The sequence below is a fragment of the Sinorhizobium sp. genome (assembly GCF_059070375.1).
Genome location: NZ_JCACWC010000001.1, coordinates 875,228 through 898,508, shown reverse-complemented (window position 1 = coordinate 898,508; position 23,281 = coordinate 875,228). Strand labels below are relative to the sequence as shown.

Annotated in this window: 30 protein-coding genes and 1 pseudogene; 13 read left to right on the top strand and 18 right to left on the bottom strand. The window is 60.9% G+C overall.

What is annotated here, in order from left to right:
- Positions 1-39: 39 nt before the first annotated feature.
- The 4 genes from AC5J09_RS04370 to AC5J09_RS04355 all read right to left on the bottom strand — a co-directional run bounded on the left by AC5J09_RS04370 (position 40) and on the right by AC5J09_RS04355 (position 2,151).
- Entirely contained in the window at positions 40-405 is a 366-nt protein-coding gene (locus AC5J09_RS04370) for a hypothetical protein (RefSeq protein WP_494296986.1), read from the bottom strand.
- Between the two features lie 342 nt (positions 406-747).
- On the bottom strand, positions 748-1,251 hold the full coding sequence (locus AC5J09_RS04365) for an SRPBCC family protein (protein ID WP_494296985.1): 504 nt from the start codon (positions 1,249-1,251) through the stop codon (positions 748-750).
- Positions 1,235-1,591, bottom strand: coding sequence for an ArsR/SmtB family transcription factor (locus tag AC5J09_RS04360; RefSeq protein ID WP_494296984.1), 357 nt, complete (start codon positions 1,589-1,591; stop codon positions 1,235-1,237). The genes AC5J09_RS04365 and AC5J09_RS04360 overlap by 17 nt, the downstream gene beginning before the upstream one ends.
- A gap of 422 nt (positions 1,592-2,013) precedes the next feature.
- Positions 2,014-2,151 (bottom strand): hypothetical protein, encoded by a 138-nt coding sequence (locus tag AC5J09_RS04355; protein WP_494297060.1) that lies wholly within the window; start codon positions 2,149-2,151, stop codon positions 2,014-2,016.
- Here AC5J09_RS04355 and AC5J09_RS04350 point away from each other — a divergent pair.
- Positions 2,113-2,265, top strand: a pseudogene (locus AC5J09_RS04350) (cold-shock protein). The gene AC5J09_RS04355 and the pseudogene AC5J09_RS04350 sit on opposite strands and share 39 nt — an antisense overlap.
- 97 nt (positions 2,266-2,362) lie before the next feature.
- Positions 2,363-2,575, top strand: a complete 213-nt coding sequence (locus tag AC5J09_RS04345; RefSeq protein ID WP_494296983.1) for a hypothetical protein — start codon at positions 2,363-2,365, stop codon at positions 2,573-2,575.
- 49 nt (positions 2,576-2,624) lie between these two features.
- Here the strand turns inward: AC5J09_RS04345 and AC5J09_RS04340 are convergent, their stop codons facing one another.
- The gene (locus AC5J09_RS04340) at positions 2,625-3,623 is read right to left on the bottom strand and encodes an adenylate/guanylate cyclase domain-containing protein (RefSeq protein ID WP_494296982.1); all 999 of its coding nucleotides are present in this window, start codon (positions 3,621-3,623) and stop codon (positions 2,625-2,627) included.
- Positions 3,624-4,193: 570 nt separating this feature from the next.
- Between AC5J09_RS04340 and AC5J09_RS04335 the strand changes: the two genes are divergently transcribed.
- From AC5J09_RS04335 to AC5J09_RS04325, 3 genes are read left to right on the top strand one after another with little or no spacing between them, the layout of a single operon-like run.
- Positions 4,194-4,436 carry a type II toxin-antitoxin system Phd/YefM family antitoxin gene (locus AC5J09_RS04335; protein WP_494296981.1) on the top strand — a complete coding sequence of 81 codons (243 nt, stop codon included), beginning with the start codon at positions 4,194-4,196 and terminating at the stop codon, positions 4,434-4,436.
- On the top strand, positions 4,433-4,852 hold the full coding sequence (locus AC5J09_RS04330; protein WP_494296980.1) for a type II toxin-antitoxin system VapC family toxin: 420 nt from the start codon (positions 4,433-4,435) through the stop codon (positions 4,850-4,852). The genes AC5J09_RS04335 and AC5J09_RS04330 overlap by 4 nt, the downstream gene beginning before the upstream one ends.
- Entirely contained in the window at positions 4,842-6,002 is a 1,161-nt protein-coding gene (locus tag AC5J09_RS04325; protein WP_494297057.1) for a site-specific integrase, read from the top strand. Before AC5J09_RS04330 ends, AC5J09_RS04325 begins: the two co-directional genes overlap by 11 nt.
- 112 nt (positions 6,003-6,114) lie before the next feature.
- Here the strand turns inward: AC5J09_RS04325 and arsH are convergent, their stop codons facing one another.
- From arsH to AC5J09_RS04300, 5 genes are all read right to left on the bottom strand, one after another.
- Complete coding sequence (gene arsH / locus AC5J09_RS04320; protein ID WP_494296979.1) at positions 6,115-6,870, bottom strand: arsenical resistance protein ArsH; 756 nt, start codon at positions 6,868-6,870, stop codon at positions 6,115-6,117.
- Between the two features lie 19 nt (positions 6,871-6,889).
- Positions 6,890-7,957 (bottom strand): ACR3 family arsenite efflux transporter, encoded by a 1,068-nt coding sequence (arsB, locus tag AC5J09_RS04315; RefSeq protein WP_494296978.1) that lies wholly within the window; start codon positions 7,955-7,957, stop codon positions 6,890-6,892.
- A gap of 82 nt (positions 7,958-8,039) precedes the next feature.
- Positions 8,040-8,471 carry an arsenate reductase (glutaredoxin) gene (gene arsC / locus AC5J09_RS04310; protein WP_494296977.1) on the bottom strand — a complete coding sequence of 144 codons (432 nt, stop codon included), beginning with the start codon at positions 8,469-8,471 and terminating at the stop codon, positions 8,040-8,042.
- Positions 8,468-8,995: an arsenate reductase ArsC gene (locus AC5J09_RS04305; protein ID WP_379937790.1), complete on the bottom strand. Its 528-nt coding sequence runs from the start codon at positions 8,993-8,995 to the stop codon at positions 8,468-8,470. Before AC5J09_RS04305 ends, arsC begins: the two co-directional genes overlap by 4 nt.
- Complete coding sequence (locus AC5J09_RS04300; RefSeq protein WP_324764925.1) at positions 8,992-9,345, bottom strand: ArsR/SmtB family transcription factor; 354 nt, start codon at positions 9,343-9,345, stop codon at positions 8,992-8,994. The genes AC5J09_RS04305 and AC5J09_RS04300 overlap by 4 nt, the downstream gene beginning before the upstream one ends.
- Before the next feature lie 239 nt (positions 9,346-9,584).
- Between AC5J09_RS04300 and AC5J09_RS04295 the strand changes: the two genes are divergently transcribed.
- Genes AC5J09_RS04295 through AC5J09_RS04280 form a run of 4 tightly spaced genes read left to right on the top strand, consistent with a single transcriptional unit; the run spans position 9,585 to position 13,366 of the window.
- Positions 9,585-10,502 (top strand): ABC transporter substrate-binding protein, encoded by a 918-nt coding sequence (locus AC5J09_RS04295; protein WP_338280922.1) that lies wholly within the window; start codon positions 9,585-9,587, stop codon positions 10,500-10,502.
- Between the two features lie 22 nt (positions 10,503-10,524).
- Complete coding sequence (locus AC5J09_RS04290; RefSeq protein ID WP_494296976.1) at positions 10,525-11,529, top strand: FecCD family ABC transporter permease; 1,005 nt, start codon at positions 10,525-10,527, stop codon at positions 11,527-11,529.
- The gene (locus AC5J09_RS04285) at positions 11,526-12,560 is read left to right on the top strand and encodes a FecCD family ABC transporter permease (protein WP_494296975.1); all 1,035 of its coding nucleotides are present in this window, start codon (positions 11,526-11,528) and stop codon (positions 12,558-12,560) included. The genes AC5J09_RS04290 and AC5J09_RS04285 overlap by 4 nt, the downstream gene beginning before the upstream one ends.
- 8 nt (positions 12,561-12,568) lie before the next feature.
- On the top strand, positions 12,569-13,366 hold the full coding sequence (locus AC5J09_RS04280; protein ID WP_494296974.1) for an ABC transporter ATP-binding protein: 798 nt from the start codon (positions 12,569-12,571) through the stop codon (positions 13,364-13,366).
- On the opposite strand, the gene AC5J09_RS04275 is transcribed toward AC5J09_RS04280, so the two are convergent.
- From AC5J09_RS04275 to AC5J09_RS04265, 3 genes are all read right to left on the bottom strand, one after another.
- Positions 13,338-14,039 carry a class I SAM-dependent methyltransferase gene (locus AC5J09_RS04275; RefSeq protein ID WP_494296973.1) on the bottom strand — a complete coding sequence of 234 codons (702 nt, stop codon included), beginning with the start codon at positions 14,037-14,039 and terminating at the stop codon, positions 13,338-13,340. The two genes, AC5J09_RS04280 and AC5J09_RS04275, sit on opposite strands and share 29 nt — an antisense overlap.
- A 366-nt stretch (positions 14,040-14,405) precedes the next feature.
- On the bottom strand, positions 14,406-14,618 hold the full coding sequence (locus AC5J09_RS04270) for a hypothetical protein (RefSeq protein ID WP_494296972.1): 213 nt from the start codon (positions 14,616-14,618) through the stop codon (positions 14,406-14,408).
- Positions 14,619-14,685: 67 nt separating this feature from the next.
- Positions 14,686-16,350 carry a calcium-binding protein gene (locus AC5J09_RS04265; protein WP_494296971.1) on the bottom strand — a complete coding sequence of 555 codons (1,665 nt, stop codon included), beginning with the start codon at positions 16,348-16,350 and terminating at the stop codon, positions 14,686-14,688.
- Between the two features lie 378 nt (positions 16,351-16,728).
- Between AC5J09_RS04265 and AC5J09_RS04260 the strand changes: the two genes are divergently transcribed.
- Complete coding sequence (locus AC5J09_RS04260; protein ID WP_494296970.1) at positions 16,729-16,929, top strand: type II toxin-antitoxin system VapB family antitoxin; 201 nt, start codon at positions 16,729-16,731, stop codon at positions 16,927-16,929.
- Positions 16,926-17,309, top strand: a complete 384-nt coding sequence (locus tag AC5J09_RS04255) for a PIN domain-containing protein (RefSeq protein WP_494296969.1) — start codon at positions 16,926-16,928, stop codon at positions 17,307-17,309. The genes AC5J09_RS04260 and AC5J09_RS04255 overlap by 4 nt, the downstream gene beginning before the upstream one ends.
- A gap of 76 nt (positions 17,310-17,385) precedes the next feature.
- Here the strand turns inward: AC5J09_RS04255 and AC5J09_RS04250 are convergent, their stop codons facing one another.
- From AC5J09_RS04250 to AC5J09_RS04240, 3 genes are all read right to left on the bottom strand, one after another.
- A complete protein-coding gene (locus tag AC5J09_RS04250; protein WP_494296968.1) occupies positions 17,386-17,775 on the bottom strand; it encodes an ester cyclase in 390 nt (129 codons plus the stop codon).
- A gap of 317 nt (positions 17,776-18,092) precedes the next feature.
- Complete coding sequence (locus AC5J09_RS04245; protein ID WP_494296967.1) at positions 18,093-18,515, bottom strand: type II toxin-antitoxin system VapC family toxin; 423 nt, start codon at positions 18,513-18,515, stop codon at positions 18,093-18,095.
- Positions 18,512-18,766 (bottom strand): type II toxin-antitoxin system Phd/YefM family antitoxin, encoded by a 255-nt coding sequence (locus AC5J09_RS04240; protein ID WP_494296966.1) that lies wholly within the window; start codon positions 18,764-18,766, stop codon positions 18,512-18,514. Before AC5J09_RS04240 ends, AC5J09_RS04245 begins: the two co-directional genes overlap by 4 nt.
- A gap of 146 nt (positions 18,767-18,912) precedes the next feature.
- On the opposite strand from AC5J09_RS04240, the gene AC5J09_RS04235 reads away from it, so the two are divergent.
- A protein-coding gene (locus AC5J09_RS04235) for an IS5 family transposase (protein WP_494296965.1) occupies positions 18,913-19,667 on the top strand; the annotation gives its coding sequence in 2 pieces (ribosomal slippage) (positions 18,913-19,263 and positions 19,266-19,667; 753 coding nt in all).
- Positions 19,668-19,918: 251 nt separating this feature from the next.
- Here AC5J09_RS04235 and AC5J09_RS04230 read toward each other — a convergent pair.
- Positions 19,919-20,392, bottom strand: a complete 474-nt coding sequence (locus AC5J09_RS04230) for a MarR family winged helix-turn-helix transcriptional regulator (RefSeq protein WP_494296964.1) — start codon at positions 20,390-20,392, stop codon at positions 19,919-19,921.
- A gap of 450 nt (positions 20,393-20,842) precedes the next feature.
- The gene (locus tag AC5J09_RS04225) at positions 20,843-21,256 is read right to left on the bottom strand and encodes a hypothetical protein (RefSeq protein WP_494296963.1); all 414 of its coding nucleotides are present in this window, start codon (positions 21,254-21,256) and stop codon (positions 20,843-20,845) included.
- 317 nt (positions 21,257-21,573) lie between these two features.
- On the opposite strand from AC5J09_RS04225, the gene AC5J09_RS04220 reads away from it, so the two are divergent.
- Positions 21,574-22,812 (top strand): bifunctional alpha/beta hydrolase/OsmC family protein, encoded by a 1,239-nt coding sequence (locus tag AC5J09_RS04220; protein WP_494296962.1) that lies wholly within the window; start codon positions 21,574-21,576, stop codon positions 22,810-22,812.
- Positions 22,813-23,281 lie beyond the last annotated feature (469 nt).

Genomic DNA, 23,281 nt, shown 5'->3' with positions numbered 1-23,281 from the left:
TGGCGAGGCTTGCGCCACGCTGCTCGGGTAGGATGCTGGTCATTGGGGAAGGGCTGACCCCTGAGGTTTGGCCGCCTGCTTCGCGCGGATGCGGTCGATGCGTGCCCAGTTCCTGTCGAGCTCGTGTTCCCCTGCTTCGTCCATGCTTACCTCGGCGGCGTTGCAAAGGGCCGCCAGAGTCACCATCACCCCGCCGACCTCCTGGCGGACTTCGCCTGGCGGTCTGCCGAACACATATTCGACGAGTTGGTGGGCTTCTTCCTTGGTGCAGGCGTTCGCCTGGGCGAGCTCGAGCGCTTCCTCAAGGAAACGATGATTCCGCTCCCGCACGTTGAGGTGCGCGGATTTTGGGAAGCACGCGACAACCCACTGCCACACGCGGTGTTGAAACGACCCGGACTGCATCTCTACTCCCAGAAGTTGATCTGAGAAGACACTGAGTCTGAGTTTGGTTCAAGTTCCAGGGGAACAACTAAGCTTGCTGAACAATAAAGGTTGTGCATAAGCCGTGGCCTTGTCTTGCGACCGGCCTAGTCTCGTCCGCAGAAATCTCAATTTCGTCACAATGCCTTCAGACCGGATGCTGAATGGCAGCTTATCGCCAACAATAATCGAAAAGCGGACAGTCCGCCACCGGCCCCAAAGTGGAAATTATTTCCGCTTTGCGCCCCCCGCTCCGCCCGGAAAGGCCGGTGGAGTCACTTCCCAAGAGCAGACGTTTCTCCGAGGCGTGCTTCCCGACCCACGCTACTCGCCTATGCTAGAAAGCAGTTCGTCGAGCTGCTCCAGCTGCTCCGGCAATGCGGCCGCCCCGCCCTGAAGTGCTTCCTCGAGCGCCTCCTTGGACGGATAGACTTCGTGGAAAGTCAGCAGCGTCGTCCCGCCCTGTTCCTCGAAGGTCACGGTCGTTACCGCGCCCTCTTCGCCCTCGTCGTTGGTCCAGACGATGCGCTCGTCCGGCACCACCTCGAGGTACCTGCCGTAGAAGGCCATGGTGTCCGAACCGCCGGCGCCGAATTCCAGCCGATATTTACCGCCGGTACGGACGTCCATATCGCACGATACGAGCGAAACGCCGGATACCGATTTTGGCACCCACCAGCGCTGGAACAGCTCGGGCTGGCTCCACGCCGTGTAAACCGTGCTCGGCGGCGCATTGAATGTCCGCGTTACGACGAGTTCGCGATCCCCTCTGCGCTCGACTGACGTGCCGTTCTGCTCACCACCTGCACTGTTAACTTGCTGATTCATCGATTCCCTCCTGTTTCATTTCGCTGATGATTTCGTCCAATGCTTCGAAGCGGGCCTCGAAGAGCTTGCGATGCTCCTCGATCCACTCGGCCTCCGCCTTGAGGCCACCTTTCCCAAGCTGGCAGATTCTCACCCGTCCAACCTTCTGCGTGACAACGAGCCCCGCCCGCTCGAGAACCTGGACGTGCTTCTTCATGCCGGTCAGCGTCATCTGGAACTTATCCGCGAGACAGGTGATCGACGTATCCCCTCGCCCAAGCTGATCGATGATCCCGCGGCGGGTCGCATCGGACAGCGCCGCAAAAGAGAGATCGAGGGGAGGACTTAAATACTGAACCATATAGTTCAGTCACCTGCTCGCGCAGGAAGCGCAAGCGTTCCGAGCTTTCCATGCCGTAGACCGGTCATTCGAGGTCATGCACCGCGGCGGCGGCAGCAAAAAATCGGCTGCTGCGGCTAAAAGCCCTTCGAGCCGCTGACGAACGAATGTCGGCTTTCAGCGCCTGCTCCCCGAAAGCAGTCCGCCGGCTAACGGCCCCGAACACGTCATTCGGCAATCGGCTTGGCGACGACCGCGTATCCATGGGAGCAGTTTGTGACGGTTGTGGCAGACGACCGCCGTCCACCCATTTGAGACGACCGGTGCGACCGACACTTTTCGGAGGCTGCATCCCTCGCCGGTGAGTAGCTAAGCCGTTTGCGGGTTCAGTCTGGTCCGCTCTGTCGCGCGGAGGAAAGGTTGCAGCCGGGCGCAGCGATGAATTAAGGTCCGTCGGCGGCGCTCAAGCCGCCCAGCTCAAGAGGATGTTCATGGCGACCGGTACCGTTAAGTTTTTCAATCAGGACAAGGGTTTTGGCTTCATAACGCCCAACAATGGCGGCACAGACGTCTTCGTCCATGTATCGGCGGTCCAGGGATCCGGATCTCTTCGAGACGGCTAGAAGGTCAGCTACGAACTGGGTCAGGACCGCAAGACCGGGAAGTCGAAAGCAGAAAACGTCAGACCCGTCTGATCTGCACCTCCCTCTCGCTCGAAGATGCCACTAGCCACTTCGCTTGACCTGGCGGCGTCAGCCGCGAATGCGCAAAGTGAGTCGCAGATTTTGATGCATGCTCGACGCCAGCACGAAGTCGATCACCCTCGACAACGACATTTCGCATGGCTTGAGGACGGGTCTCGCTCCTGAGAGCAGATCGAAATTGAAGCTGACGATAACCATCGCGCTGAACTTCTCCCCCCAGAATTCAGTTCTCCGTCCGCCGGTTTACGATCGCGTTCCAGGGCCGATCCTGGAAGCGTCCCTTGACGAAGCCGTCGGGTAGCTTGGTTTAAAAAGGCAATCCTCCGCCAAGGCCTGTTTCCACCCGCGCGTCAGCCGTGGCTCGCGCGGCTTCGGCGAGAGCGAGCTGCCGGCGCGGATGCTGCACTCGTCTGAACGTCTATCAGTGTGATCTCCGGCATCGCCGGTGTCGGATCGGATACAGCCATGGCAAGCAGTGCTTCCAGCTTGGCCAACTTCACCTCGGGCGCATCGGGGCCCTCAATTCCAGCGGCCCTACGCAACTGGTCCAGCACTGGGAACAGCGCGGTGTTCGTATGATAGGTTGAGCCGTGATGGCCCAGAGACACGCATTCCTCGTCTCGGAGCCGCTCGCGCAGGGCGACTGCGATGCGCGATTTGCCGATGCCCGGCTCGCCCGACAGCAGCGCTACCTGACCCATGCCATCCTTGGCCCGCCGCCAGCATTCGAGGAGCGCGGCCAGTTCTTGATCGCGGACGACGAGCGACGTGACCCGCATCCCGTGCAGCGCCTCGAAGCGGCCCTCGGCTTGGCTCTTGCCAATGACCAGCCACGCTTGCACCGGATGAGCGAAACCCTGCAGGTCGTGCGTGCCGAGATCAACCAGCTCGAAGAGCTCGCCAAGCAGCCGCCGCGTCGGAGTGGCCACAACCACACAGCCGACCTTGGCCAGTGATTGCAGTCGTGCCGCCAGATTTGGCGTCTCGCCGACCACCGCTGCCTCCTGCGCCGCGCCCTTGCCGACAAGATCGCCCACCACCACCAAACCAGTTGCGATGCCCACCCGGGCTCTCAGCGGCGCTTTCGCTGGCGTCATCAGCTTGGCGACCGCGGCGGCGATGGCGAGTCCGGCCCTCACCGCCCGCTCGGCGTCGTCCTCGTGCGCCCGCGGCCAGCCGAAATAGGCCAGCACGCCATCCCCCATGAACTTCGCGACATGGCCATCCACACGTGTGATCTCCGCGGCCACGGCGTTCTGATACTTCCGGATCACCTCAGCCATTTCTTCCGGGTCCAATTGACCTGACAACGCGGTCGATCCAACGAGATCGACGAACATGATCGTCAACTGGCGACGTTCCGCCTCCGGGCGGGGCGAAGAGCCGGCCGCCGTGGGACCCCGCATATCGGGCTGGCCAAGCTCCCTAATCGCGGCCAGAACGAGCTTCCTCGGACCCATCGGAAGCCCCAGCGCCTTGAGGTCCGCATCCGACAGATGCGGCAGCACTTCGAACTGATCTCGTTTTTAGCGAAGGCCGTGGCATAATTGGCGAGCCCGAGGCTCGAGAGCCACCCGCATGACACCCTCCGTGTAGTCGCGGAATTCAAACATTGCGCGGGCGCACTGAGTACCCTATAGGCGCGGCAGCGCCGAGGGCACCAAACAACCGACTTTACGAACGATTAACCATGTGAACTAACGTTGGAAATTCTGTAAATGGAAGCTAATCGGCGTTTCTTTTCCGTCACCCAGGCGTAAGTTTTTCTCGACACGTCATTATCGATAGTTTTCAAGTATCGATAGTGAGATGGTCTACCAAGTTGACCACATCGAAATCGAAAGCTATCATCGGTCAAATGCCCGCGTCGCGCGGAGTTCGAGGCTCGCGCGCCCCAGAGACAAACAACGGAGTTTTCCATGAGTGTCAACGTAAAGGTCGCCGAGGCCAAGGCTCATCTCTCCGAGTTGCTGGCGCGCGTCGAAGCGGGCGAGGAGGTAATCATCTCCCGCGGCAAGGATCCGGTCGCCCGGCTCTCGCGGGTAAAGAAGGAGAATGAGCTCGCGATGCTGATCGCCGAAGTCAGGGCGGCGCGGGCGCGGGCCAAGCCGGTCAGCAATGACGAGATTCTCGATTGGAAGCGCGAGGGACAGCGGTTTTGAGCGTGTTCGTCCTCGATGCCTCGACTGCCGCCGCCTGGCTTTTGCCGGAGGAATACAGTGAGACGGCCGAGCGATTGATTGCCGGCATCTCAGGGCCTTGCCCGGTGCCCAACCTGTTCTGGCACGAGGCGCGCAGCATTCTGATCAGCGCCGAACGGCGCAAGCGGATCGCCGCCGGCCAAGCGCTCAATGCGATGGCACGGTTGCGCCGCCTGCCGCTCGACGATGCGGGAGCCGGCCAGGACGGCTCGGTGCTCGAGCTTGCCAGCGCGCATGCGCTCAGCGCCTATGACGCCGCCTATCTCGACTTGGCAGTCCGACAGTCATTGCCACTCGCGACCCTCGACCGCAAGCTCGCCAGTGCGGCGCGAGCTGAAAAGGTGCCGGTGCTCGGGCCCTTCGAAAATGAGCGCTGAACAGAGTTCGTCCGATCTCGCGCGACGTGCCGAAGCGCTCGATGCGCTCGGCGCCATCCTGCCCTTCGACCGCCGTGACCAGCTCGCAGCGCTGCTGACCGACGCCGACGTCACCACACTCAAACATCTTGCCGGCGAAGGAATGGGCGAGAACACGCTGAGGGCGCTTGCCTCCGATCTTGGTTATCTCGAGGCCTGGTGTCAGTTGGCGATCGGCACCGCCCTCCCCTGGCCGGCGCCGGAAGCGCTGCTCCTGAAATTCGTCGCCCACCATCTTTGGGATCCAGTCAAGCGCGCTGAGGATCCGACCCACGGCATGCCTATCGAGGTGGAAAGCGGCCTGCGCGCCGGCCATCTGCTCAAAGCCATCGGTCCGCACGCGCCGGCCACGGTGCGGCGACGGCTGACCTCCTGGTCGATCCTGACGCGCTGGCGGGGGCTGGCCGGCGCCTTCGCCGCGCCGTCGCTCAAATCCGCCCTGCGCCTCGCGGTGCGCGCCAGCGCCCGGCCGCGGCAGCGCAAGAGCAAGAAGGCGGTGACCGTCGATATCCTGGCAAAGCTGTTGCAGGCCTGTGCTGGCGATCGGCTGGTTGACCTTCGTGATCACGCGCTGCTCCTCACCGCCTTTGCCTCCGGCGGCCGCCGCCGCTCCGAGGTAACGGCGTTGCGCGTCGAGGATCTCGCCGACGAGGAGCCGGTCCGCGCCGATCCGTCCGACAAGAACTCCCCTCCCCTGCCCTGTCTGTCGATCCGCCTCGGCCGCACGAAGACGACGGCGGCCGACGATGACGAACATGTGCTGTTGATCGGCCGGCCCGTCACGGCCTTAAAAGGGTGGCTGGCTGAAGCGCAAATCAAGGACGGACCGGTGTTCCGGCGCGTCGATCAGTGGGGCAACGTCGACCGACGGGCGCTGACGCCACAATCCATCAACCTGATCCTGAAATCACGCTGCGAACAGGCCGGCCTTGATCCGGCGCTGTTTTCCGCCCATGGCTTGAGATCCGGCTATCTGACCGAAGCGGCAAACCGCGGGATCCCCCTCCCGGAGGCCATGCAGCAGTCACTGCATAAGTCAGTGAGCCAGGCGGCCAGCTATTACAACAACGCGGAACGGAAGAACGGACGAGCGGCCCGGCTGATTGTCTAAGCGTCACTGCGCACCGAAGAAACCGCCTCACCGTTCGATCGCCTCCTTCGGCGATTGAATACTCAAGCGTGCAGATCTTTGGATCGGTTGCCGCTGTGAACGGTCTCGGCTTTTACGCCGCACCCTTTTGCGGGGCGATCGCGATGGCGGAGAGGTCGGTCTCCGGGTTAACCGGCGTTTTCGCTTCCTTGCGCTCTGAATAGCGGTCGACCAATTGAGCCGAGTGCGGCCGCAGGAGGATCGTAAAGCGGACGAGTTCCTCCATGACATCGACGATGCGGTTGTAGTAGCTGGAAGGCTTCATGCGCCCGTTCGCATCGAATTCCTGGAACGCCTTGGCGACGCTCGACTGGTTCGGGATGGTGTACATGCGCATCCAACGTCCAAGAATGCGCAGCGTATTGACTGCGTTGAAGCTCTGCGAGCCGCCGGACACCTGCATGACAGCGAGGGTACGGCCTTGCGTCGGACGGATGCCGCCCATGTTCAGCGGCAGGTGATCGATCTGCGCCTTCATTAGTCCGGTGATCTGGCCATGGCGCTCTGGTGAGCACCAGACCATTCCTTCGGACCAGATCGCATGCTCACGGAGCTCCTTGACGGCTGGGTGATCGTCGCCCTTGACCTGGTCGGGCAGCGGCAGGTCCGAAGGGTCGAATATGCGGGTCTCCGCGCCGAAGTACTCGAGAATTCGCGCCGCCTCTTCTACCGAGAAACGGGAGTAAGAGTGCTCTCGCAGCGATCCATAGAGGAGCAGGATGCGGGGCTTGTGGTCCATCGGGCCGAGGCCTTCCGCTGGATTACGATGTGCGTAGGCAGGGTCGAGAGCCGGCAGGTGGTTGATGTCGGGAACGGTGCGCAATCTCATTTGCAGGGTCTCCTATGCTTCAGACAGCCGCGGGAGCCGTTTCGGCGAAGTAGCGGCGGCCGAGCCACAGTGCGAGCTGCACCAGCAGAATCAGCACGGGCACTTCCACGAGCGGTCCGATGACCGCGGCGAAGGCCACTGGCGATGCAAGACCGAAGGCCGCAATGGCAACAGCGATCGCCAGTTCAAAATTGTTGCCCGCTGCCGTGAATGCCACGGCGGTGGTGCGGGGATAGTCGGTGTCGATCAGTTTCGCCATGAAGAAGCTGACGGTGAACATAATGACGAAGTAGATCGTCAGGGGGATCGCGATCAGGACGACATCGAACGGCAGCCTTACGACATCGCCGCCCTTCAGACTGAACATCGCCACGATGGTGAACAGCAGCGCCGCAAGGGTTATTGGGCTGATCTTCGGAAGAAAGGCGTTCTCGTACCAGTCCTTGCCCTTTGCCTGCGTAATAATGCGGCGCGACAGGTAACCGGCGAGGAACGGTATCCCGAGATAGATCAGCACTGCTTCGGCGATCGTCCAGAAGGACACGTCGATCACGCTTCCTTCCAGGCCGAAAAAAGGCGGCAGAAAAGTGAGGAAGAACCAGGCGTATATGCTGAAGAAGAGTATCTGGAAGATCGAATTGAAGGCGACGAGACCTGCAACGTATTGATTGTCGCCGCGGGCAAGCTGGTTCCAGACGAGAACCATGGCGATGCAGCGGGCGAGACCAATCAGGATAAGGCCCGTCATATATTCCGGATAGTCGCGCAGGAACAACACGGCGAGCCCGAACATAAGCACCGGGCCGATCAACCAGTTCTGCACCAGGGAGAGCGTTAGTATGCGCTTGTCGGCAAAGACCTGATGGAGTTCCTCGTAACGCACCTTTGCCAGCGGCGGATACATCATCAGGATGAGTCCGATCGCGATCGGAACGTTAGTGGTCCCCACGGAAAGACTGTCGAGGGCTGCCGGCAAGCCCGTGAACACGGTGCCGAGCACAAGGCCGAGCGTCATGGCGGCAAATATCCAGACCGTAAGATAGCGATCGAGGAACGAGAGGCGGATTGTGGGTTGGGCGGGACGCAACTGCGTTCTCCTTGAAAATGAAGTCCGGTGCGCAGCCTCGCTCGAGGCGTCGCTTCGCTTGCTCTGGTCTGCTCTGCTTCGGTTAGACGCGCCGGCCGCTCGCGTCGACGACGATCTGGCCGTCTTCCTTCGCGAAAGCGCCCTTCTGCTCCTGGGGCAGGATCTCAAGGACGACCTCGGAAGGTCGGCACAGCCTGACGCCAAGCGGCGAGACGACAATGGGGCGGTTGATCAGGATCGGATGCTGCATCATCGCGTCGAGGAGCTGGTCATCGGTGAGAGCCGGATCGCCGAGGCCGAGTTCTTCGTAGGGTGTACCCTTTTCCCGAACCAACTCGCGAACGGGTATACTCATACGCACGACCAGCTGCTCCAGCAGCCGCCGGCTTGGCGGAGTCTTCAAATACTCCACCACATGCGGTTCGATTCCGGCGTTGCGTATCATTGCCAAGGTGTTCCGAGACGTGCCGCAATCGTGGTTGTGATAAATGACGATGTCGATCGGGTCTTTCATGCGACGTCGGGCCTCTGCGCAGTGGAACCTTCCATCTGGCCGATCTCGTGCAGTTTTGCCGTCAAGCTCAGCCGCTCCAGGCTTTCCACCGGAAGCGCTGCGAAGGCGGCAATGCGGAGTTTCATGTAACGAAGCGTCGTGGCGAACGCGACGCGCTTCTCGGCGTCTGTCCCCTCGACGGCTGCCGGGTCTTCGACGCCCCAGTGCGCTGTCACGGGCTGTCCCGGCCAGACGGGGCAGGCCTCGCCCGCGGCATTGTCGCAGACGGTGAAGACGAAATCGAGTTGGGGAGCGCCGGGCACGGCAAATTCGTCCCAGCTTTTCGACCGAAGCCCTTCGACGGGATAGTGGTGGCCTGCGAGCGTCTCGATGGCGAACGGATTGACCTCGCCCTTGGGTTGGCTCCCCGCGGAATAGGCATTGAACTTGCCGGCTCCGTCCTTTCGCAGAACGCTTTCTGCGATGATCGAACGTGCTGAATTGCCCGTGCAGAGAAACATCACATTGAACGTCGTCTTGGTCATCCGGTTACCTTTTCCTTTGAACGACAGGGATTGAGTTCCTCGATCAGCGGAGCGCAGAGATCGGCATCCCCTCCGCAGCAATCCTTGAGGAGAAAAAGGGTGAGATCGCGCAGACGCGAAACATCCGCGCGGTAAACGATGAGGCGGCTGCGGCGTTCCGAAGACACCAAGCCCGCCCGAGCAAGAATATTCAGATGCGTCGACATGGTGTTGTGGGGCACCGCCAAGGTGCGCGCGATATCGCCGGCGGGCAGCCCATGGGGCTCATGCCGGACAAGAAGGCGGAAGGTCTCCAGCCGGGTCGATTGAGCGAGCGCCGCAAGGGCCAGAATTGCATTTTCCTGTTCCATATGTCTAGAATACTCGAAATGTGGACAGTGTCAAGCGTCGATGCCGTGAACCATGCCTTCGAGCACTGGGCAACGCACCGGCCCATACGCGGAAGCGATTCTCGGAATTGATCGGAAGTGCAGGTAAGTGGATTGCAGGACTCCTCTTTAATAGCTAAAGCGGTGTCGACATTCATGTGGAGGACATCGCCGTGGCGAACGCACGTAGAATCGCAATTCTCTCTGCTCTTCTGGCAGTGATGGCAGGAGGCCCCGCTCACGCCCAGGACAGCAAGACACTGACGATCACCGACGACCGTGGCGTGAAGGTGGAGGTCCCCCTTCAGCCGAAACGCATCGCCTCGATCTCCTACTTCGCGGATGACGTGGCTCTTGCCCTTGGCATCAAGCCCGTGGCGAGCACCTATATGACCGCGGGACGGGAGCCGGACTTCCTCCTCGGCATGACGGCAGGCATGAAGCAGATCGGCCAGCGGGCCAAGCCAAACCTGGAACTTCTTGCGGAAGCCAAGCCCGACCTGATCGTCGCCATCCGCCGCTACACCGTCGGCAATGCGCCGCACCTCGAGAAGATTGCCCCCTATGTCGCTTACAACATGGAGCTTTTGGACGGGAGCGACCGTGAGATCGCCGAGCTCTCGAAGATCCTCGGCAAGCCCGAGCGCGGCCTCCAGTTGAACAAGGAGTTCCGCGAGCACCTGGCGAAATTCGCCGCCGGGGCTCCGAAGGAGGTGAACCCTCGCTTCGCGATCATGTGGGGTGGCGAGACGCCGTTCGCATTCCACACGGAAAACACGGCTGCGTCCATCGTCGCGGCGATTGGTGGCGAGAACATCGCCGGCAACATGACGCCGGGCGGAGAGTTCGGTGTCGATCTCAGCCTGGAGACCATGCTCGAGAAAGACCCTGAAGTCCTCTTTATCTATGACTCGGGCCCCGATCGGCCGCATGAGAACAACCCGATCTGGCAGGAACTGACGGCCGTCAAGAACAATCGGGTTTTCTATGTCGGTGACCAGTGGGTCGAGACCAACGGCCCCATCGCGCGCGAAATCGTTCTGCGCGAGGCGGCCCACTACCTCTATCCCGACGTCTTCCCTGCCGTGGACGTGAAGGCGGAAGCCGCCAAGATCATTCCCGCCGAGGCTCAGAAATAGCGGACGAGCGATCGCGACGGCGATGGGCACCCGGAAATCCTCCATAGCCATAGGCCTCGTCTTCGCGGCGACACTGCTGATTGTTCTCGTCGGGCTGCTGTATGGGGCGCGGACACTTTCCATCGATGCCGTTCTGCGCGTGCTCTTTGCTCCCGACGGCAAGATCGAGTCGATCCTGGTTTGGACCCTGAGGCTGCCGCGAAGCCTCGCGGCCGCCGTCGCGGGTTCGGGCCTCGCTGTCTCGGGCTATCTGCTGCAGGCACTGACCCGCAACCCGCTCGCCGATCCGGGGATTACGGGCGTCACCGCCGGCGCCGTTGCGCCCATCGTTGGCTGCTTCGTCTTGCTGCCATGGTTTTCATCCGCCTACTACCCATTCGTAGGCCTCGCGGGCGGTCTCGCCGCCGCTTGGGTGACCTTCTGGGTGGCACGCGGCGGAACCGGGCGCCCGCTTCATCTCGCCCTCGCGGGCGTCAGCGTGTCGCTGTTTCTCGGGGCGATCACGATTTACATGCTGCTTCTGGCAGGGCCGCAATCGACCGCACTACTGTTCTGGCTGTCCGGCGGCTTCGCCGGGCGCACCTGGTCGCACCTCGTCCATATGCTTCCCTGGGTTGGCCTTGGGGTAGTGGGAGCGCTGTCGCTCCACCGGGTAATCGCCATGTTCGCCCTGAGCGACCACGCCGCCGCCGGAATGGGCGTGCAGCTTCATTTCTGGAAACCCGTCCTGCTGCTTTTCGGCATCTGTCCGGTAGCGGGCGTCGCCCCCGTTGCAGGCCCCGTCGCCTTCGTCGGTCTGGCAGCCCCGCATATCGCCCGGCTCCTGCGGCCCTCGGGAACTGCGTTTGAGATCGCGCTCACGGCGGCCATCGGGGCGCTGATGGTGACCTGCGCCGACTGCATCGCCCGCACCATTGCCATCCCGAAGGAGCTTCCCGTCGGCATCATCACGGCGCTTCTCGGCGGGCCGATTTTCATCTATCTCATCCAGCGAGGACGCGTCGGTATCAAGGGAAAGACCGCATGACTCCAGTCCCGCTCGGCCTTACCCGACCGAAACCGTGGCTCCTGCCCGCGGTCATTCTGCTGGTCCTGTTCTCGTTCGTCGCCGCTGTGCTCCTGGGCGTGGTCGACATTCCCGCAACGGACGTCGCCTCGGTTCTGGCCGGGAGCGGTTCGCCTGAAGCACGTTCGATCATTCTCGACATCCGTCTGCCACGTATCGTCACGGGCATCCTCGCCGGGATTCAGTTCGCCGTCGCAGGACTATTGCTCCAGACGATAACCCGAAACCCTCTCGCCGATCCGTCACTGATGGGGGTGTCACAGGGCGCGACTTTGACGGTCACAGCGTTCTTGCTGTTCACCGTCTACATCTTTGATCCCGGTTCCAACACCGTGGCCGAGCTGCCGATCGCATGGCTGCCGCTGGCGGGAATGGTGGGTGGCATCGCGGCGGGAGGAGTCATCTACATTATGGCTTTCCGGCTCGACCTCAGTCCGCTCAGGATCACCCTCTGCGGGATCGCGATTGGGGCGGTTCTGCACGCGCTTGCCATAGGCCTGATCGCGGGCTGGGGCTCGGCCCGCATCGAGATCATTCTCGAATGGCTCTCCGGAAGCCTTTATGCGCGCACATGGGATCACGCGATCTTCCTGCTGCCGTTCACGATCGCCGGCCTTGCCGCCCTCCCTCTGATCTATCGTCCGCTGGTCCTCTTGCAGTTCGACTCCGATGTCGCCCGTTCCTTTGGGCTCTCCTATCGCAAGCAGTTTTCGCTTGCCCTGCTCGTATCCTGCACGCTCGCCGCAAGCGCCGTGGGGGCAGTGGGCCCGATCGTTTTCGTAGGGCTCATGGTGCCGCATCTGGCGCGCTTCCTCGCCGGGCGAGATTTCCCGCTGGTGCTTCCCCTGACGGTCGTCCTCGGAGCGGTGATCGTCACCCTCGGGGACCTGATTGGTCGTCTGGTCGGGCAAGCCGAAGAAGTGCCGATCGGAGTGGTCACTGCCATCGTCGGGGTGCCGGTACTGCTCGCCCTTGTACGCAAAGCTCCCTGAGATCGCCCATGCCTCTGAGATGTACGCAATTATCGGTTAGCTACGGTCGCCGGAAGGCGCTGAACGGCTTTCGGCTATCGGTGCAGAAAGGCGAAATCCGCACCCTTATCGGACCGAACGGCTCCGGAAAAAGCACGGCACTACAGGCAATGGCAGGCTTGATCCGGCCCGCGGAGGGGCAGGCGAAGATCGGGGATGTTCCGGTGACTTCGATGTCGCGGCGCGCCATCGCCAAAAAGCTCGCCTTCTTGCCGCAACAGCCCTCCGCCCCCGACGAGATGACGATCGCCCAGCTTGTGCGGCAGGGGCGCTTTCCTCACGTCGGGCTCTTCCGCTCCTATGACCACAAGGACGAGGCGGCCATCGAATGGGCGCTTGAATGCACCGGCCTCACGCGTTTGGCGAATCGAACGCTTCAGGAACTCTCGGGCGGCGAACGGCAGCGGGCGTGGATATCGGCGGCGCTGGCGCAGGAGGCAGCCATCCTTCTGCTCGACGAGCCGACGTCATTCCTGGACATCGGTTATCAGGTGGAGGTTCTGGACCTCGTCCAACGCCTCAGCCGAGAGAAAGGCGTGACGATCGTCATGGCGATTCATGACATCAACCAGGCGATTGCCATCAGCGACCGCATCTCGCTGTTGGAGAAAGGCGAGTTGCGCTTCGACGGGGAGCCGAGGGCGCTGGCCGAAAGCGGCCTGATCGAAAAGACATTCCGGGTGAAGGGGCGGTTCGTCGAGGTTGCCCCGGACAAGCCGCCGCATTTCGACGTCGAGCTTACGCGCTTCCTGCGCTCCGGCGCTTGATCAGGCGGAACACGATCTTGGTCTCAGTGTAATAGTTCAGGGCATCGGCAAAATCCGGAGTCCAGCCATCCTCGACGAATGGAATGTATCCGTCATACTCCAGCTTCCGGCCGGAGACCTCGAAGCCAGCCCTCGCAAAGGCGCGGCAGTAATCGGAAATGGAGCGATCCTGGACGACGGTGTTCGTGCGCTTCGCGACGAGCTCGCGCCATTTCGGCCAGAGCGGGTTGTCCGTGTGGCAACCGGTAACGGCATAGTACACTCCACCGGGCGTCAGAGCCTTGAAGATGTCCGCGGCATGGGCGTCGATGTCCTCGAGGAGGTAAATGACCTCATGGCTGATCGCGAGATCGAACTCGTCGACCCAGCCTTCGAGCGTTCCACCAACAGCGTGTTGGACGGGAATATTGCCCTTGAGAGTCTCGGCCTTTGCGATGGATTGCTCTGCAATGTCGATGCCGAGCGCCTTGCGGAACGGCCTGATCGCATAAAGATGCCGCAGCAGGCCGCCTTGGTTACAGCCGAAGTCGACGACATTCTTTTCCGAAAGATCGCGCTCGACGATGAGCCCGACGAGATGCCGCCAGATCGGGGCGTGTCCGTCCGCCATCCTGTCTTCCGCGTCCGGGTCGACGTACCATGTGGTGATGGTTTTCTGTGCCTCATGGCTCATATGCCGTCCCTCCCGTGCGATTCTTCTGATGCGACTCTCATAGGGTCGCCAGAACGACGTGGATAGGTCAAATCGAAATGAATTCGACCTCGATATTCCGGATGAGGGCCGCCGATAACAATGCCGCCCTTCGGCATTCGGCGCGCATGCCGGAGTCGCGACGAGGAGCTACGATCATCGCAATCGCCAGCCCTCATGAGTGGCGCGGCCTGCGATCCTCTTAGCCCAGGACGTGAACATCCCGGGACGACGGCCTGCAACCGCCTCGTGGAGGAAGGATGAACTCCCTTGGGCGGTACCTCACGGCGAGCGCCACATTCCATTCGACGCCCATTGACATCCCCGGTTCGGGCACCCCCAGGCGCCTCAAAAGTAGAACTCGGTGAAGGACAGGTTCTCGGCCGAAATCTCCGTGAGGGTGACGCCCTCGATCAGGATGCCGGCATCGTGGAACCCGTCGAGCGTGACGAAAACGCCGTCCTGCGTGTCATGCGAGGCCGCCAGGAAATCCGCGTAGCTGCGGATCGAGGCGATCTCGCCATCGGCGTCGATGGCGAAGCTAAGGATGTCGCCCGCCAAAGCGCTGAAATCCGCGATGCGGTCGACGCTGTCGGTCTCAAGAGACGAGACGTACCACTGGAAGATGTCAGCATCGCCGCCACCGTGCAGATAATCGGCTCCCTCCTGACAGCCGGTCCCTGCCCGTATGTCCCCACAAGTGATCGTCACCCGAACCGCCGCTCAGATCGTCGACCCCAGCTTCGCCCCGCAGATCGTCGGAGCCGACGCCGCCAAGCAGGCGGTCGTCGCCAAAATCGCCGGACAGGAAGTCGTCGCCGTCGCCGCCGAGCAGGCGGTCGTTGTCATCGCCACCGAACAGGCGGTCGTCTCCGGCCCGTCCTTCCAGAAGATCGTCACCGAAAAAGGCTGAGAGCTGATCAGCCCCGTCGGCGCCACGCAGCGTATCGTCAAGATCGCCAAATCTCCCGCTCGACACGGTGAAGCTCTCGATGTCGGTCCATGTCAGCCCGGTCGAGATCGATCCACGCGTCGCGTCGAAATCGACAGGCCCAAGCAGATGGGACACTTCGAACGCGAGGTGATCGTTGCCTTCCCCCCCGTCGACGCTGCCCGAGCTCCCCGCTCCGATCCGGTCATCCCCTGTGCCGCCGTCGACGCTGTCCGAGCCCCACGCTCTGATCTGGTCATTCCCCGCGCCGCCGCTGATCGTTGCCGGGCCGCTGCCGGAGAAACGCGAAATCCGGTCGTCGCCATCGCCGCCGTCGATGACGTCGCGACCGTCGAAGCTTTCCATGATGTCGTTGCCCGATCCGCCAAAGAGGCGATCGTCTCCTGGGCCACCGTCCATTCTGTCATCGCCGGCGCCGCCCTCGAGGATATCATTGCCGGCTCCCGCCCTGACATTGTCATCCCCGTCGCCGCCGGACATCGTGTCGGCTCCGCTCCCGCCGGACAGGCCGTCATTCCCCGCCCCGCCGAAGAGGCGGTCATTGCCGGCATCGCCGCTCAGGCCGTCATTGCCGTCTCCGCCCGACAAAACGTCATTGTCCAGGCCGCCGTTCAGGTTGTCGTTGCCGTCTCCGCCCTCGATTCGATCGTCACCCGCACCGGTATTGGCGAGGAGATCGTCGAGGCCGCCGGCGATCACCGTATCGTCGCCGCTTCCGGTCCAGACACGGGCCGTCTCGAGGTTGCGCAGGACCGTGCCGGTCGATGCACTGCCCGCGGCGAAGTCGATGGTGACGCCATCCACGTCTTCGGAATTGTCGATTGTCACCAAATCCCATCCGGCGCCGCCATCGATCACAGCCGAAGACAGCGTCGTGGTGATCGCGTCGGACCCGTCGCCGGTCACGATGACATCGTCGCGCGTACTGCCGTAGACGATGTCATTTCCACTGCCGGTGAGCAGCTCAAGGCGCTCGATATCCCGGAAGAAGACATGCTGGGCGGTCGAGGGATCGCGGCCGATCATGGCGTGACCCTGCGGACCGTTGAAGATCACGTCCTCCGTCGCCAAGGAGGCATTGACGACGAGGATATCGTGGCCAGCGCCGCCGGTGACCGCGCCGCCCGTCCCGGCGAGGATCAACCGGTCGTCGCCGTCGCCGCCGTCGAGGCGGTCATAGCCGCTTGTGCTCCTGACGACGTCGTCTCCCGCACCGGCATCGACAAGGTCATCTCCGCCACCGCCATCGATGTCGTCATTGCCGGCAAGGCCCCAGATGCGATCTGTCTCGTCCGTCCCGCGCAGCGTATCGCCCCCGCCCGTCCCCACGATCTTCGTCATGAAACCGCTCCTCCCAGCTGAGACACGAGGCGTCCGGATAGATAAGCCGATACCTCATAGTTGATCGCGGGAATATAGTACGCTTCTCTTCAAGTTCAATGACAATAATATTCTGACTTTATATTTATTAATAATCGAAATTTGAAACAAATTACTAAAGACAAAAGCGCCTCTCCAGTCACGAATGCCGCTACGCTTCAGCATCGCTCCGGAGTTCGGGAAGATCGACCTGTATCTCTCGCCTTGAGCGGAATCGAACCCTCGGCCCTAGCCAGTCTTAGGCTCGTGCGGCCGATGCGGTCGCTACGATGGCCAGTCCAGGCGTAGATTTCTTCACCAAATGGTGCTATTTTAGCACCAAAATCAGGAACCCGAACGATGCGATCGACTATCAACCTCGACGACGCTCTCATGGAAAGGGCTAAGTTCCTAACCGGCACGAAAGAAACCGCCGCTCTGGTCCGCCAGGCATTGGAGACGCTTGTCCGTGTGGAGTCAGGAAAACGCCTCATCGCGCTCGGGGGAACTATGCCGGATGCGGAGGCAGCTCCACGCCGCCGGAGCGCAGCTGCCAAGTGATTCTTGCCGACACTTCAATCTGGATTGATCATTTCCGGCATACCGATGCCGAGCTGCGTAGGATTGTTGAGGACGATCGTCTCCTCTGCCATCCGGCCGTGATCGGAGAGCTTGCACTCGGCAGTCTTCGGGAACGAAGTACCGTGATAGCATTCCTGATGGCTCAGCGCGAAGCACTCGTCGCAACGCACCACGAGGTCATGATGATGGTTGATCGCCACGCCATTTTCAGCATGGGGATTGGCTACACGGGTGCACATTTGCTGGCTTCGGTTCTCCTCGGTCAGCGAGTGGCTTTGTGGACGCGAGACAAGCGTTTGCGGGCAGCGGCCGAAAAGGCGGGGGCGTCGTTGCACACCCCCGCCGATACGCGGAACTGAACACTGAATAAAAGGCCATGGCCGTTGCTCTTGGTGGTGTCAGGACCGTTTCAACTCTCTCTCTCTCTCTCTCTTTTTAGTATGGGAGCTGGGCCTCTATCGCGGACTTGTCGATTACCGACCATACCGAGCGGATCTTCGATCCCACGAACTCGTAGAAAACGTTCTCCGTGAAGGACACTCGACGTCCATTGACGCTTAGGCCCATGAACTCGCCTTTCGGGGAGCAATCGAATGAAAGGCGGGCAGCAAGGCGCGGGGGTTCGCAGACAAGCAGTTGAATGTTGAACTGCAAATTCGGAATGTCTACGAAGTCCTGCACCAACATTTCCCGGTAGCCCGATAGCCTTAGAAGGTGACCGTTATGCTGCACATCGTTGTCAACGAATTGACCAAGCTCGTCCCAGGCTTGTCGATTGAGGCAATCCAGGTAGGCACGATAAATGTCAGCGAGTTCTCCGCTCATTATTTCCTCCAATAGGTGCACGCAACGCGGCTTCAAACGTCGAGAGATAGCGTACTGCCGCTTTCCTCCAATGCGGCAATTGGCAGAATGGACCGCAAGGTCTTTCCCATAGGAGTTCACCAGTGTCTCCGATTTTGCAGCGCAAAGTGCTCTATTCTTCGGGCTCTCCGCCCCCTCGCGGACGATCGGCTACAGCAGATGCACCCGCCGCTTCGGTGAGAAGGTCGATTTTTATCCCTCCTTGAACGGATTCGATCCGGCCATCCAGCAATCGAGCTGCCCGGCCGGGGACCGCCTGTATTCGGATAAGTGAAAGGTCAGCCTTGCCAGGGATCGACGACAACAACGCCGGTGCCTTCGAAGTCTCTGGTGTTTCGTGTCACAACGGTCATGTCGTGAACCAGAGCCGTCGCCGCAATCAGCGCGTCGGCCTCATTGCGCCGGTCGGGGATGTGCAGGTGGGCGCAACGTGTCGCAACCGCCTCGTCAACTGGCAGAATACGGCCGGCGAATTCCGGACGCACATGACTGTCGAGCCAGGAACGCATCCGAGCGCCTTGTGCGGCGTCTCGGCGGTGCACCCCGAGTACGCCCCGCTCCAGTTCGAGAATTGTGATCGCCGAAAGGAAAAAGCGCGATGCATCTTCCGTTCCGATCCATGCGACGACATTGGCATCGGCTTTGCCGTCACCGATCTTGCGCAGTTCGGAAACCACATTGGTATCGAGCAGATATCTCAAGACAAGTCCACGTCGCGCGGACTGATTTCAACGCGGTTCGGCTCGAAATCGATCCCCGACAGGCCAGGCATGGCGAGAGCCTCGACAAGGCTGCGGTGCTTGCCGGTCAAGCGCTCAAATTCATTGTAGGTCATGAGCACATGGGAAGGCTTGCCGCGATCCGTAATGATGACCGGGCCGCTTTTTGCTGCCTTCTTGGCGCTACTCACGTCGTGGTTCAACTCTCGGCTGGAAAGGGTCGTAATACCCACACCTCACCTCCATGTAGGTAGTTACCTACATATAGCCTTCAAAAGAAGAGAAAACAAGCCGAACCGGCCTAGGGTCAAAACTCAATCAGCCTATTGATGGCATGTGATTTCCATGATTCTTTTCCGAAAAATAGCGGAGTTGAAGCATGGGAAGCGAATTCTGGTTGAGCGATCAGCAATGGTCCGTTATCGAACCGCTGCTGCCGAAGAACCGACCCGGTGCGCGCCGGGTCGATGACCGCCGCGTCATCAGCGGCATTGTCCATGTGTTGCGTGTCGGGTGCCGTTGGCAGGATTGCCCGGCCGTCTATGGCCCGCCAACCACGATTTACAATCGCTTTCATCGTTGGGCCGGCCGCGGCCTGTGGCTGAAGCTGTTTTCGGCCCTGGTCGCGGCCAGTCCAGGCGACATGCAGATGATCGACAGTACCACCGCGAAGGTCCATCGCTCGGCCGCTGGTGGAAAAGGGGGGCGCAGACGCAGGCGATCGGTCGCTCCCGCGGCGGCCGGACGACGAAAATCCACGCCGTCGTAGACGGTCGCGGCCGGCCGCTCGGTCTGCAGATCTCGCCGGGGCAGATGGGCGATGTGCGCGCCGCCGTGCCGTTGCTCCAGCACCTGCCACCCGCCTATTTCCTCGCCGCCGACACCGCCTACGACAGCGATGCCCTGCGCCAGTATCTGACCGGACGCGGCACCATTCCGGTCATTCCCAACAACCCGACCAGAAAGCGCCGCCATCCCTTCGATGCAAGGGCCTATCGCCAGCGCAACGTCATCGAGCGGATGTTCTGCCGTCTCAAGGATTGGCGGCGGATTGCTACCCGCTACGACAAGCTCGCCACAAACTTCCAGGCCGCCGTCCACATCGCTGCTATCGTCATCTGGTGGACTAATTGAGTCTGGAGCCTAGCGCGCGCACCAGGCGTTCAATGGCGATGTCCGGCACTGCACCTTTCCAGCCGATACATTATGCGATGCCGGGAACACGCTCAACGATCACGTTCCAAATCGGCCATCAGCCTTCTTCTGTCCCGCCTGTTTCTGATTTGCTCCGTTTGTAGCTCTCGTCCACGGATCACCGGTCCGCTGGCATTTTCGAGCACTTTGGGCAGTTCGCCACGTGACGCGACCAGCGGACTGACCGGGGTTTAGCCGGTCCGAGCCAGTGCGCGGAGACGCGAGAGAGATTCAATCAGCAACGGCTCATTATCGAGCATGGCACCCAAATGTCTTTTGGCCAGAAAGTTCAGAACCCGTTCGCCATAATCGGTGAGGCCGACGAGGACGCGGCGTTTGTCGTCGGCCGATGGGATCCGCAGTGCCAGTCCAGCCGCCACCAGCCGGTCAACGAGCTGAACCGCGCCGTGATGTTGTATCAGCATCTCTTCGGCGAGTTGCCGGAGCATGATTCGGCTTTGGGGAGCAACTTTGAGTACCAGCAGTGCTTGATATTGTTGCGAAGTCACGCCCGCCTCGGAAAGGACCGCCTCGCTGAAGGAGAGGAAGCGACGCATGGCCAGCCTGACTCCGGCCAGACCTTCGAACACCCCCGGATCAAGCGCCTCCTCATCGGCAATCTCAGGGACTTGTGTGCGGGACTTAGAACCTGCGCCGGAGGCCATTCGTAACATCCTTTATTTATATCATTCTATGATATATACTGGTTGAACCTCAGGAGGGAGGAGGCGCGAGCGCGCCCACTTATCTGAACGGCGAACGCCGCAAAGTGCCGCGCTCGCGAAATATATCGCCAAATGCTGTCATTGCGAGGGCATGTCTTTGGCAAGCTGAGGTATATTTCAAGATCGCTTGATCGATGGCCACTTCGAGAATGAGCTCTGTTGCGCACAATCACGCTCTGTCAGGCTCGCACGATGAACATCACGCCTGAACCAGCGATTAGGAGAACATCACAAGCTGCCAGGGTCGGGAGGACTTCGGCGTTCTCTCATCATTGCAACACGCTCGGCATCCGCCAATTATACGACGCCGAAGGGGCAGCCTGAAATCATTTCAGGCTGCCCCTTCCCTCGCCCCAGCCGCAACAGCCAACGTTCGTCCGAAGACGCCGTTCAGCTGCTCGTCTCGGCTTCCAAGAGCGATGGAAGTTCCTCCAAGCTTACAAGCGCATCGGCACAGGTATCGGCCGCATCCGGAACGGGCTTCGACAGACCAGCAACGACCGCCCAACCTCCCTCCTCGATGAAATTGTCTTGTTCCCAACTGGACTTCGACTTGAGTTCCACAAGGTTTTGTGCCGCGTCGGGGGCGGACACGAAATTGTGCACGCAAACGTTTGAGATGAGCTCTGCACGAGCCTGCCGGACCGCGAGATCGGCCATGGTTCCGGCACGACCTGCTGTCGTCCAACCGCCCCATGTGAAACCGACCACCATAGTCAGTATCGATGAGCCGACAACCGACCAGAACCATACACTCTTGGAAGGTCGGTACGCCGCCCAACCGCTGTCATTCGTTTCGGCCATGTCTCTCCTCCTCCGTTTTATATCATAGCATGATACAATTTCTGTTCAAGCAAACTCTTGACCGAATGACGAAATGTGGCTGAATCGTTGAACTTCACCGAAGCCGCGCGTCGAAGCGCTGCCTCCCGGTCCCGCGGCAATCGAACGCCTCGAGGGAGACTTGCGCAGTCCGCTGATCTATCGCGACGGCAAGGACAACCGCTCTTACAGCGCTCCAGACCCGAGTTCAAAGGCGGCGAGCGCGCCGCCGCCATTCTGTCTCGCCGGATGTCCTTGCGGATGTAGAATGATGACTTCCTTGCAGCGGAGAAGTCACCATGTCTTTCAACTCGCAACGGCTCCAATTTTCCGGCCATTCCGGCGCGACGCTCGCCGCGCGCCTTGATCTACCGAACGGGCCATTGCGCGCCTACGCGCTTTTTGCCCATTGCTTCACCTGTTCGAAGGATCTCGCGGGAGCGCGCCGCGTTGCAGCAGAGCTGGCTCGCGAAGGTATCGCTGTCCTGCGTTTCGACTTCACGGGTTTGGGGTCGAGCGAAGGTGAGTTCGGCTCGACCAATTTCTCCTCCAATGTTGCCGACCTGCTCTCAGCCGCCGACTATCTGCGCCAACACTATCAAGCGCCGTCGCTTCTGATCGGCCACTCACTCGGCGGCGCCGCCGTCCTGGCGGTCGCCAGGGACATTCCTGAGGTCCGCGCCGTTGCTACGATCGGTGCGCCGGCCGATGTCGGCCACGTCTTGAAGAACTTCGGAGCGAGTCTCGAGGAGATCGAGAAGACCGGGTCTGCCGAAGTTGATCTTGCCGGGCGTAGGTTCCTCATCAGAAAGCAATTTGTCGAAGACGCGCGCGCACAGCGCATAAAAGACTCTGTTGCAAGCCTGAGAAAACCGCTTCTCATTCTTCACGCGCCGTTGGACCAGACGGTCGGAATCGAGAACGCTACTGAGATCTTCAGCGCGGCGAGGCATCCGAAAAGTTTTGTTTCGCTCGACAGGGCCGATCACCTACTCACCGACCCTCAGGATGCGGCCTTTGCCGGACAGATCATTTCGTCATGGCTGACGCGCTATCTCGCCGCGGATACGCCGCAGGGCACCGGACCAATTGAACATGTGCGTGTGATGGAAACGGGCGAAGGCAAGTTTCAGAACGCGATTCAGGCTGGCGGTCATCGGCTGTTCGCCGATGAACCCGAGAGCGTGGGTGGGCTCGATTCCGGGCCGTCGCCCTATGACTTCCTGTCCATTGCTCTTGGCGCCTGCACCTCGATGACGCTGCGCCTCTATGCCGACCATAAGCAGCTGTCGCTCGGACGCATCGGCGTCGACGTCTCGCATGCGAAGATCCATGCAAAAGATTGCGAGGAGTGCACCGAAGCGGAACGCAGCGGCAGCGGCAGGATCGATCGTTTCGAACGCGTCATTTCAATTGATGGCGGGGTCTCGGAGGAGCTTCGCGGCAAGATTGCCGAAATTGCCGACAAGTGCCCGGTCCATCGCACGCTCGAGGCAGTGGCGAAGATCAGGACTACCGTGAAACCAGGATCACATTAGCTTCATTCCCCCGAATCGGCCGTCCGTTTTCGCGGAAACGCTGAGCAATTGTTGTTGAGTGGACGACTAACCGCTGTCTGACACCAGAGCGCCCACCGCGCCGGGTGCTAATGACTTCTCGTGGAGGCAACTTGAATCCGCGTTCGCGAGAGGCGAGCAATGGTGCTGAGGTTTGCAAGGGGCCCATAGGACGCAAGCATCACAAACAACGCTTGACGAGCTGAACGGCGCCCTATGTGCGCGAAGGCAACCGATTACACTCTTTGCGTATATCATGCTATGATATATATTGCTTAGCACTCAGCCGGGAGTGCGCGCGCGACGAAGTTCCAAAGGGCAAACGGCGGGCTCGCGAATTGTATTGCTGAATAGTGTCACCTCGGACGACCTCGCCAGCTATGCGGTGACTACCCGGTCGGCTCAACTTCCACACGAGGCGGTCCCGGCTGCGCCAGGGAGGTTCAGATGC

Excerpts from the sequence above, each read along its gene's own strand:
- AC5J09_RS04370 (WP_494296986.1), bottom strand. The coding sequence starts at position 405 with ATGCAGTCCGGGTCGTTTCAACACCGCGTGTGGCAGTGGGTTGTCGCG.
- AC5J09_RS04365 (WP_494296985.1), bottom strand. The coding sequence starts at position 1,251 with ATGAATCAGCAAGTTAACAGTGCAGGTGGTGAGCAGAACGGCACGTCA.
- AC5J09_RS04360 (WP_494296984.1), bottom strand. The coding sequence starts at position 1,591 with ATGGTTCAGTATTTAAGTCCTCCCCTCGATCTCTCTTTTGCGGCGCTG.
- AC5J09_RS04355 (WP_494297060.1), bottom strand. The coding sequence starts at position 2,151 with ATGGACGAAGACGTCTGTGCCGCCATTGTTGGGCGTTATGAAGCCAAA.
- AC5J09_RS04345 (WP_494296983.1), top strand. The coding sequence starts at position 2,363 with ATGCTCGACGCCAGCACGAAGTCGATCACCCTCGACAACGACATTTCG.
- AC5J09_RS04335 (WP_494296981.1), top strand. The coding sequence starts at position 4,194 with ATGAGTGTCAACGTAAAGGTCGCCGAGGCCAAGGCTCATCTCTCCGAG.
- AC5J09_RS04325 (WP_494297057.1), top strand. The coding sequence starts at position 4,842 with ATGAGCGCTGAACAGAGTTCGTCCGATCTCGCGCGACGTGCCGAAGCG.
- arsH (WP_494296979.1), bottom strand. The coding sequence starts at position 6,870 with ATGAGATTGCGCACCGTTCCCGACATCAACCACCTGCCGGCTCTCGAC.
- arsC (WP_494296977.1), bottom strand. The coding sequence starts at position 8,471 with ATGAAAGACCCGATCGACATCGTCATTTATCACAACCACGATTGCGGC.
- AC5J09_RS04305 (WP_379937790.1), bottom strand. The coding sequence starts at position 8,995 with ATGACCAAGACGACGTTCAATGTGATGTTTCTCTGCACGGGCAATTCA.
- AC5J09_RS04300 (WP_324764925.1), bottom strand. The coding sequence starts at position 9,345 with ATGGAACAGGAAAATGCAATTCTGGCCCTTGCGGCGCTCGCTCAATCG.
- AC5J09_RS04295 (WP_338280922.1), top strand. The coding sequence starts at position 9,585 with ATGGCAGGAGGCCCCGCTCACGCCCAGGACAGCAAGACACTGACGATC.
- AC5J09_RS04290 (WP_494296976.1), top strand. The coding sequence starts at position 10,525 with ATGGGCACCCGGAAATCCTCCATAGCCATAGGCCTCGTCTTCGCGGCG.
- AC5J09_RS04285 (WP_494296975.1), top strand. The coding sequence starts at position 11,526 with ATGACTCCAGTCCCGCTCGGCCTTACCCGACCGAAACCGTGGCTCCTG.
- AC5J09_RS04280 (WP_494296974.1), top strand. The coding sequence starts at position 12,569 with ATGCCTCTGAGATGTACGCAATTATCGGTTAGCTACGGTCGCCGGAAG.
- AC5J09_RS04275 (WP_494296973.1), bottom strand. The coding sequence starts at position 14,039 with ATGAGCCATGAGGCACAGAAAACCATCACCACATGGTACGTCGACCCG.
- AC5J09_RS04265 (WP_494296971.1), bottom strand. The coding sequence starts at position 16,350 with ATGACGAAGATCGTGGGGACGGGCGGGGGCGATACGCTGCGCGGGACG.
- AC5J09_RS04260 (WP_494296970.1), top strand. The coding sequence starts at position 16,729 with ATGCGATCGACTATCAACCTCGACGACGCTCTCATGGAAAGGGCTAAG.
- AC5J09_RS04250 (WP_494296968.1), bottom strand. The coding sequence starts at position 17,775 with ATGAGCGGAGAACTCGCTGACATTTATCGTGCCTACCTGGATTGCCTC.
- AC5J09_RS04230 (WP_494296964.1), bottom strand. The coding sequence starts at position 20,392 with ATGGCCTCCGGCGCAGGTTCTAAGTCCCGCACACAAGTCCCTGAGATT.
- AC5J09_RS04225 (WP_494296963.1), bottom strand. The coding sequence starts at position 21,256 with ATGGCCGAAACGAATGACAGCGGTTGGGCGGCGTACCGACCTTCCAAG.
- AC5J09_RS04220 (WP_494296962.1), top strand. The coding sequence starts at position 21,574 with ATGTCTTTCAACTCGCAACGGCTCCAATTTTCCGGCCATTCCGGCGCG.